The 6634-nt window shown below is 67.2% G+C and carries 9 protein-coding genes; 5 read left to right on the top strand and 4 right to left on the bottom strand.

Going from position 1 to position 6634, the window contains the following annotated elements:
• The 5 genes from JMF90_RS18005 to JMF90_RS17985 form a co-directional block, all read left to right on the top strand.
• On the top strand, nucleotides 1–251 hold a 251-nt coding region (locus JMF90_RS18005), incomplete at its 5' end, for a divalent metal cation transporter (protein ID WP_201325280.1).
• 80 nt (nucleotides 252–331) lie between these two features.
• A complete protein-coding gene (locus tag JMF90_RS18000; protein WP_011548213.1) occupies nucleotides 332–922 on the top strand; it encodes a phosphatase PAP2 family protein in 591 nt (196 codons plus the stop codon).
• A gap of 472 nt (nucleotides 923–1394) precedes the next feature.
• Nucleotides 1395–2183, top strand: a complete 789-nt coding sequence (locus tag JMF90_RS17995; protein WP_011548212.1) for an SDR family oxidoreductase — start codon at nucleotides 1395–1397, stop codon at nucleotides 2181–2183.
• A gap of 37 nt (nucleotides 2184–2220) precedes the next feature.
• Complete coding sequence (locus tag JMF90_RS17990; protein ID WP_011548211.1) at nucleotides 2221–3237, top strand: NADP-dependent oxidoreductase; 1017 nt, start codon at nucleotides 2221–2223, stop codon at nucleotides 3235–3237.
• 195 nt (nucleotides 3238–3432) lie between these two features.
• Complete coding sequence (locus tag JMF90_RS17985; protein WP_011548210.1) at nucleotides 3433–3945, top strand: hypothetical protein; 513 nt, start codon at nucleotides 3433–3435, stop codon at nucleotides 3943–3945.
• Nucleotides 3946–3988: 43 nt separating this feature from the next.
• Here the strand turns inward: JMF90_RS17985 and JMF90_RS17980 are convergent, their stop codons facing one another.
• The 4 genes from JMF90_RS17980 to JMF90_RS40095 form a co-directional block, all read right to left on the bottom strand.
• On the bottom strand, nucleotides 3989–5041 hold the full coding sequence (locus tag JMF90_RS17980; RefSeq protein WP_012338503.1) for an AI-2E family transporter: 1053 nt from the start codon (nucleotides 5039–5041) through the stop codon (nucleotides 3989–3991).
• Between the two features lie 235 nt (nucleotides 5042–5276).
• Complete coding sequence (locus JMF90_RS17975; RefSeq protein WP_011548208.1) at nucleotides 5277–5861, bottom strand: YSC84-related protein; 585 nt, start codon at nucleotides 5859–5861, stop codon at nucleotides 5277–5279.
• Between the two features lie 59 nt (nucleotides 5862–5920).
• Nucleotides 5921–6307, bottom strand: coding sequence for a YqjD family protein (locus JMF90_RS17970; protein WP_011548207.1), 387 nt, complete (start codon nucleotides 6305–6307; stop codon nucleotides 5921–5923).
• Nucleotides 6308–6405: 98 nt separating this feature from the next.
• The coding region (locus tag JMF90_RS40095) for a hypothetical protein (RefSeq protein ID WP_236598001.1) at nucleotides 6406–6634 on the bottom strand (229 nt) is incomplete at its 5' end.

Genomic DNA, 6634 nt, shown 5'->3' with positions numbered 1-6634 from the left:
TCGCGCTCGTGCCGGCGCTGATCGGCGTGCTGTGGCTCGGCGACGGCTCGGTCGGGCAACTGCTCGTGTGGAGCCAGGTGCTGCTGAGCCTGCAGTTGCCGTTCGCGATGTGGCCGCTGATCCGCTCGGTCAGCGATCGGCGCACGATGGGCGAGCACGCGATCGGGCGCGGGATGCAGGTGGCCGCGTGGGCGCTGTTCGCCGTGATCACCGGCACGAACCTGCTGTTGATTACCGGTGTCGCGGGCTGATACAGCCTGTCACAGGCTGACACAGGCATGCTGCGTGCCTGCGGTAAACTGCGGTCTTTCGATCGTCTCCGAAGTCCATCATGTGGAGTGAAATCAGCAACATCGGCGATGCCGCGCTGACCCTGCCGATCGCGGTGACCTGCGCGGCGTGGCTCGCGCTGACCGACTGGCGCCTCGCCGCCCGCTGGGGCGTGCTGCTGGCCGCCGGGATGGGCGTCGTCGGCGCCACGAAGATCCTGTATGCCGGCTGCGGCATCGAGCTTGCGCGGTTCGATTTCCGTGTGATCAGCGGCCATACGATGCTGTCGACGTCCGTATGGACGGTCGCGCTGTCGATGCTGTGGCAGGCGTTCCGGCCCGGCAAGGCGCCCGGCGTCGCGGCCGGGCTGGCCATCGGCGCGATCACGGCCGTTGCCCGCGTATTCGATCACTCGCACACCGTGCCGGAAGTCGTCATCGGCTGGCTGCTCGGCGCGCTGGTCGCGCTGGTGTTCCTGCGCGGCTACGACGGCGTGCGGCAGCGCGCGTTCTCGCCGCGCGTCGCCGCGGTCTGCCTGCTGCTCGTGTCGGGCATCGCGTACGGGCACCGCGCGCCGTTCCAGCAGATGATCGACACGCATTCGCCGCAGCTCTGCGCGTTCGTGCGGGCGCCGTCGGGCGAAGGCTTCTGACTGGTGCCGATGGCGGGTGCTCCGGCACCGCCTTCCTGCCGCCGGCATTCGGTCCGGTGTTTTCCGGCCGGCGCACGATGGCAAGTCGGTTCATCTTCCCCCAGGGCGTTCTCTTCCGTGCGGGACGCCACACTTCCGTTATCCCGATAATCGATTCGTCTGCCCGTTCATCCGACTGGTCGCGCCGGCCTCTTTGCGCACCGTCGCCGGTACGCGCAAGTCATGAATGAGGTCTATGACCGGGCATAACGAATATTCATTTCATCGATTGGCGGCATTCGCGTACGCTGGCTGTCGTTCAACCGCGGGCAAGGCTGTGCGGCCGGTTCCGCGCGCGTCGCATTCATCTCGATATACTCGCGGAAAACCCGTGCGATGCGTCGCCATGCCGGCGCACGTCGGCTGGAAGATGCACGGGAAACCCCGTCGCGGCAGCGTTCCGCGACGACGATTCACGACAGGAGCAGGTCACATGACAATCCTTTCTCCGCGCCTCGCGGGCAAGTGCGCATACATCACGGGCGCCGCGGGCGGCCTCGGCCGCGCGATCGCGCGCCGCATGGTCGAGCAGGGCGCGCGCGTGTTCGTGACCGACATCGCGGAAGCGGCGGTGCTCGACGCGTTCGCGCAGGAACTCAACGCAGGTCACGCGACGCCGGTCGCGTTCGCCGCGACCCAGGACGTGCGCGACGAAGCCCGCTGGCAGGCGCTGCTCGCGCAGGCGACCGATGCGATGGGCGGCCTGTCGGTGCTCGTCAACAACGCGGGCGTCGGCTCGATCGGTTCGCCCGCGCAAATCGAGCTGGACGAATGGCGGCGCGTGATGGCGATCAACGTCGAAAGCATCGTGCTCGGCTGCAAGCATGCGCTGTCGTATCTGGCCGAGAGCTATCCCGCGTCGATCATCAACATCTCGTCGGTCGCCGCGTTCAAGGTCGAGCCGGATTTCACCGCGTACAACGCATCGAAGGCGGCGGTCGCGTCGCTGACGAAGTCGGTCGCGATCGACTGTGCGCGCCGCGAGATCGACGTGCGCTGCAATTCGATTCACCCGGCGTTCATTCGCACGGGGATCGTCGAGCCGCTGTTCCAGTCGCTCGGCGAACGCGACGCGACCCGCAAGCTCGCGCGCGGCATTCCGCTGCGCCGGCTCGGCGAGCCGGACGACGTCGCGCATGCGGCCGTGTATCTCGCGTCCGACGAGAGCCGCTTCGTGACGGCCGCCGAACTCGTGATCGACGGCGGCATGTGCGCGGTCTGACGCGTATCCCGAACCACAACGATTGGAGGAGAACATCATGTCGACACCCGTGAACCGCCAGCTGCTGCTGAAGACGCGCCCGGAAGGGCGGGTCGGCCGCGACCATTTTTCGCTCGTCGAGACGCCGGTACCGGCGCTCGCCGACGGCGAGGTACTCGTGCGCGTGCTGTATCTGTCGATGGACCCGACCAACCGCGTATGGATGAGCGACGTGCCGCAGTACTTGCCGCCCGTCGCGATCGGCGAGGTGATGCGCGCGCTCGGGATCGGCCGCGTGGTCGCGTCGCGCCATGCGGGTTTCGCGGAAGGCGATCTCGTGCAGGGGCTGGTCGGCTGGCAGGACTACGCGGTCGTGCCGGCCGAGCAGGTCGCGCAACTCGTGAAGCTGCCCGCGCAGTCGGGCCTGCCGCTGCCCACGCTGCTCGGCGCGTGCGGGATGAGCGGGCTGACCGCGTACTACGGGCTGACCGACATCGCGCCGGTGCAGCCGGGCGAAACGCTCGTCGTGTCGGCGGCGGCCGGCTCGGTCGGCTCGATCGCCGGGCAGATCGGCAAGATCCACGGCGCGCGGGTGGTCGGCATCGCGGGCGGTGCGGACAAGTGCCGCTACCTGACCGAGACGCTCGGCTTCGACGCGGCCGTCGACTACAAGGCCGACGATTTCCGCCAGCAACTGAAGGCGGCGACGCCGGACGGCGTGCACGTGAACTTCGAGAACGTCGGCGGCGAGGTGATGCGCGCGGTGCTGTCGCGGATGGTGATCGGCGGGCGTGTCGCGCTGTGCGGCGTGATCTCGAACTACAACAGCGGCCGCGCGGCCGACGACGTCGGCGTGCTGATCTCGAAGCGGCTGACGATGCGCGGCTTCCTGATCCTCGACTACCGCAAGAGCCGCGAAGCCGTGCAGACGCTCGCGGGCTGGCTGCGCGACGGCCGGCTCAAGGCCGAGGAGACCGTGGCCGACGGTCTCGAAAACGCGCCGGACGTGTTGAATCGCCTGTTCGACGGCGACCATCGCGGCAAGCTCGTGTTGCGTGTCGATCCGGACGCGTGACGGGCGTGTCACGCCTGTCGGATCGGGCCGCGGGCGCGGATCGACCGCGCTGAGTTCGATCAACCCGGCTGCAGTTTAGGACTTGTCCCATATATTGTCCGAGCCGCTCTCCCTACAGTGATTGCCAGCACACAGGCGGCGTGACGACGCGTCACGCCGCCTGTTTTTCTGGTGACGCGGCAGAGGGGAGGGAACATGCGGAACAACGCGAAGCGATCGGCATCGGTAACGGCAATGAGCGCCGGGGCCGTGCGGAAGAGGGTGTTCGGGCTCGGTATCGTGCTCGCGATGTCGATTGCCATGTCGAGCGCGATGGCGGCCGGACAGCCCGCATCGGATGGCGTCGTGCGGTTCACCGGCTCGCTCGTCGATCTGTACGACGTGACGCTCGATGCTCCGGTGGGCGCGCTCGTTGACGCGGGACAGGCGGCCGATGGCGGGGCAACGGCCACGGTCCGGTTCGATGCGCATGGCCGGCGTTTGCCGGGTGCGCAGGTCGCGCTGGTGAAGCCCGACGGTGCGGCGTTCGCGCCGGATGACGGCACGGCGGTGCGTGCCACGTGGCGCGATGCGCACACCGAGCGAAGTATGCCGCTGGCGCCGGGCCGGGTTCATCGCGTCGGCCCGTATGGCGGCGTGATGACGGTCGCGGCGGATGAAGCAACGGGCGCCGTGGCGCCCGTCGTGATTCATATCCGTCATCCTTGACCCGCTCTCCGCACGCGTGCGGTTCGCCGGCGGCCGGAGGGCGTCATTCGCCCTGTTCGGAGCGTGCGTAGATGTCCCAACTGGCCATGAACAGCGCGGCGACGAGCGGCCCGATCACGAAGCCGTTGATGCCGAACAGCGCCATCCCGCCGAGCGTCGAGATCAATACGACCCAGTCGGGCATCTTCGTGTCCTTGCCGACGAGGATCGGGCGCAGTAGGTTATCGACGAGGCCGATCACGCCGACGCAGAACGCGACGAGGATCACGCACTTCCAGACCGCACCGATCATCAGGAAGTAGAGCGCGGCCGGCACCCAGACGAGGCTCGCGCCGATCGCCGGCAGCAGCGACAGGAACGCCATCAGCGCACCCCACAGCACCACGCCCTCGATCCCGAGGATCCAGAAGATCAACCCGCCGAGCGCGCCTTGCACGAGCGCGACCGCGATGTTGCCCTTCACCGTCGCGCGCACGACCGTCGTGAATTTCGCGAGCAGCAGGTTCTTGTGCTCTTCGTCGAGCGGCAGCGCACGGCGCACGCGGCGGCCGATCTCGCCGCCGTCGCGCAGCAGGAAGAACACCATGTACAGCATCACGCCGAAGCTCACGACGAACTGGAACGTGTTCTGGCCGATGCTGAGCGCCTGGGTGGCCGCGAACTGGCTGATCTGCGCGGCGCCGTCGGTCAGCTTCTTCTGGATGCCCGGGATGTTGGTCAACCCGTATTTCTGCAGCAGGTTCTGGATCGACGTCGGCAGCGCGTGAATGATGTCGTGGAAGTACTGCGAATAATTCGGCTGCGCGTCCTTGAGCTCCTGGTACACGTAGGCGATTTCCTGCACGAGCGTGGCCGTGACGAACACGAGCGGCAGGATCACGATCAGGATGATGAGCGACATCGTGACGAGCGCGGCCAGGTTGCGCCGCTTGCCGAAGCGCGCGGCGAGCCAGCGTTGCACGGGCTGGAACAGGATCGCGAGAATGGTGCCCCAGAAGACGGCGCCGGAAAACGGCGCGAGGATCCAGCACAGTCCGACGGTGACCGCGAACAGCAGGAAGTAGAAGAATTTTTGGTGGTCTTGTCCGCTATCCATGAGTGGCATTCGCGCAGATTGATGCGTGGTTGGATTGAATCTCGTTGTCCCGCGCGCGATCGGTTCGCGAACGTCACGGGTTCGCGGCGCAACGCGCCGCCGGGCGGCCCATGCGGAGTATGCCCGCAAAGGTGCCGCCATCATAGCCGCTGCGAGAGACGCATGCGAAAACGCCGCGGCCGGGGCCGCGGCGCTGCCGGGAAGCGAACGCGGCGCGAGGCCGCGTGCCGCATCGTCAGATGTTGAGCTTGGTGACCTTCGTGCCGTTCACCGACAGGTCGCCCATCAGGCCCGCGTTGGTCAGGACCAGCACTTCCACCGGTGCGGTAGCCGTGTTGGAGTCGACCGCGCCGTTCGCGCCGACCTTCACGACCGCGACCGACGCGTCGGCGCCGGCCGACCAGCCGTCCGACTTGCGGAACGAGTCGAGCGCATCCTGCGTCATGAACAGGAACACGACCGCCTTCGACTGCGCGCCGGCCTGCAGGCCGACCGACAGCGACGACGTGTTGTAGTAGCCGACGGTGCTGCCGCCGACGCGCAGCGCGCCGTTGCCGGACTGGGCGCCGACGATGAAGCCGGCCTGCAGCACATTCGGGAACACGAGGACGCCGCGTGCTTTCGAGACGAGGTCGCGCGAACCCGGTACCGTCGAATATAGGCGCGACAGCGTTGCGTTCACGCTGGCGTCGATCGACTGGCGCTTCGACGCGCTGGCCGCGGCGCTATCGGGTTTGCCGGGCGTGGTCGTGCAGCCGGCGAGGGCGAGGCTGCCGAGCATCACGGCGGCGGCGGCTTTCATGGCGAGGGACTTCTGCATGGCGGTTCTCCTTCGTTGTCTGATGGATGACGGGCGGGCGGCGGTGCACGCCGCCCCGTTCAACGGCGGGAAAGGAGCAGGCCCGCAACGAACGCAAGGCCCGCGACGACGCCGGCGGTTTGCCACGGGTTCTCGTGCACGACCTGCGATACGCGCTCGGCCGAATCGCGCAGCCGGGCGGCCGCGCTGCCCGACGCATAGTCGAGCGCGCCGCGCGCTTCATCGAGCCGGGATTGCACGCGCTTGCGCAGCGCGGCGATATCGCCATCGCCATCGTTTTTCAGCAGATCTTCCAGTTCGTCGACCAGCCCGCGCAGATCGTCGGTCACGTCGGCATGCAGGTCGCGGGCAGCCGCGCGCGTCGTGCGGCCCACGCGCCGGCCGGTGCGACGAATATCGGACAGGCCGCGGTCCAGCTTGTGTTCGATCGAGTCGGTAAGCGCCATGGTGTTTATCCTCCTTTGATTCCAGGCAATTTGAAGATAAGACGAATCCCAGCAACTGATGTGATTCACTTGATCCGATTGAGTTTCGAGACAAATTTTCAATTCGTCGGCAGGATCGCCGGGAAGCCCCGCCGCACGGGGCGGCGCAGCGGTTGAAAAAATTTCGCGTTTCGCGGCGATACAGCGTGTCGAGCAGCGGGTCGCAGTGAAGGTCCGGTAAATATGGCGTCGCCAGGGGCGTCAGGTAAATAGTGCCATTGCAGGTTGGACGCTGATGCAAATGCACTACTCGACGCGTCATCGATGCGCACGATTTGTGCCCGGTGC

The organism is Burkholderia sp. E168m23, assembly GCF_016586125.1.
In the GTDB taxonomy this organism is placed as follows: Bacteria; Pseudomonadota; Gammaproteobacteria; order Burkholderiales; family Burkholderiaceae; genus Burkholderia; species Burkholderia orbicola.
The sequence above is the reverse complement of the archived record's forward strand: the minus strand, read 5'-3'. Positions and strand labels throughout refer to the sequence as shown.

What these genes read in the sequence shown, in the direction of transcription:
- JMF90_RS18000 (WP_011548213.1), top strand. Translation starts at nt 332, where the DNA reads ATGTGGAGTGAAATCAGCAACATCGGCGATGCCGCGCTGACCCTGCCG.
- JMF90_RS17995 (WP_011548212.1), top strand. Translation starts at nt 1,395, where the DNA reads ATGACAATCCTTTCTCCGCGCCTCGCGGGCAAGTGCGCATACATCACG.
- JMF90_RS17990 (WP_011548211.1), top strand. Translation starts at nt 2,221, where the DNA reads ATGTCGACACCCGTGAACCGCCAGCTGCTGCTGAAGACGCGCCCGGAA.
- JMF90_RS17985 (WP_011548210.1), top strand. Translation starts at nt 3,433, where the DNA reads ATGCGGAACAACGCGAAGCGATCGGCATCGGTAACGGCAATGAGCGCC.
- JMF90_RS17980 (WP_012338503.1), bottom strand. Translation starts at nt 5,041, where the DNA reads ATGGATAGCGGACAAGACCACCAAAAATTCTTCTACTTCCTGCTGTTC.
- JMF90_RS17975 (WP_011548208.1), bottom strand. Translation starts at nt 5,861, where the DNA reads ATGCAGAAGTCCCTCGCCATGAAAGCCGCCGCCGCCGTGATGCTCGGC.
- JMF90_RS17970 (WP_011548207.1), bottom strand. Translation starts at nt 6,307, where the DNA reads ATGGCGCTTACCGACTCGATCGAACACAAGCTGGACCGCGGCCTGTCC.